This window comes from Danxiaibacter flavus, from assembly GCF_041060425.1.
Taxonomy (GTDB): domain Bacteria; phylum Bacteroidota; class Bacteroidia; order Chitinophagales; family Chitinophagaceae; genus Danxiaibacter; species Danxiaibacter flavus.
In genome coordinates, this window is record NZ_JAULBC010000021.1 from 1 (window position 1) to 1,232 (window position 1,232).

Below are 1,232 nucleotides of genomic sequence, written 5' to 3' on the forward strand. Positions count from 1 at the left end.
AGACGGCGTGTCATGGAGAATATTATTGGAAGACCTGGAAGAACTGTTAACCAGCCTGAGCCATGGAGTCCCGGCTATACTGCAAGGCAAGAGCAGTTCCTATCGCCAATGGTACAATGCACTCAGGGAATATGGCCAAAGCGATCAGTTGCAGCAGCAGCTGCCGCACTGGGAAAAGGCTGGTAGCTACAAGTCTCATATACCGGTGGATACCGGCGCTGATGAAGCTGTCTGTATAAAAGATACGATTGTTCACACCGTGGAGATGCCAGCTGATCAAACCCGCAGCCTATTGCAGGAGGCGTCACATGCATACCATACCAGGGTTGATGATCTGCTCCTTTGCGCACTGGCCCTTACAATAAGAGCATGGAGTAAGGCTGAAGAAGTATTGATAGGGCTGGAGGGACACGGCAGGGAAGCCATAGCTAAAGACGTCGATATCAGCCGTACAGTAGGATGGTTCACGAGCCTTTACCCGGTGCTGCTACATGTAGGCAATACTAGTGATGGTGCGGCGATCAGACAGGTGAAGGAGCAATTGCGCAATGTTCCTGCAAAAGGAATAGGCTATGGGGTACTGAAATACATCAACAGGCAGTTGTCGTTACAGGGTTCAGCACCCTGGGAGATTGTATTTAATTACCTGGGACAGCTGGATAATATTACTAAAAATAAAGGGCTGGCTATAGCCGATGAATCACCGGGAGCGGGCATCAACGGGGAACACCGGGTGTATGAAAAACTTTCAGTGAACAGCTTTGTACTAAATGGAAAATTAATACTGAACTGGACCTATAGCAGTAAGCACTACCATGAACAAACCATCAGGGAGCTGGCATCAGCTTATCTGAACCAGCTTCAATCGCTGGTAGCCCATTGCCTTGAGCAGGCAAAATATGGCAGCATATATACGCCATCAGATTATGGACTGGGTTCAGTGATCAGTTGTGAGGAGCTGGATAATTTTTGGGAAGGATGCCGCAAGGCAGGGCGATCTGTTTCTTCGCTATGCCGTTTAAGTGGTTTACAACAGGGAATATTGTTTCATAGTATATACGCGGAAGGAGTAAGTGTTTACATCAACCAGCTGGGATGTTATTTAACACATCCGGATATAGCAATGTTTACGCAAAGCTGGCAGTATGTATTGAGGCGGCACAGTATCCTCAGAAGTGGTTTTTATTATGAGTCGTTCAGTGTGCCGGTGCAATGTGTGTATACGGATGTAC

1 protein-coding gene is annotated in these 1,232 nt (G+C 47.5%); it reads left to right on the forward strand.

Annotation, left to right across the window (positions count from 1 at the left end; genetic code table 11):
- Nucleotides 1–1,232: condensation domain-containing protein (locus QTN47_RS28015; RefSeq protein ID WP_369332762.1), on the forward strand; the 1,232-nt coding region annotated here is incomplete at both ends.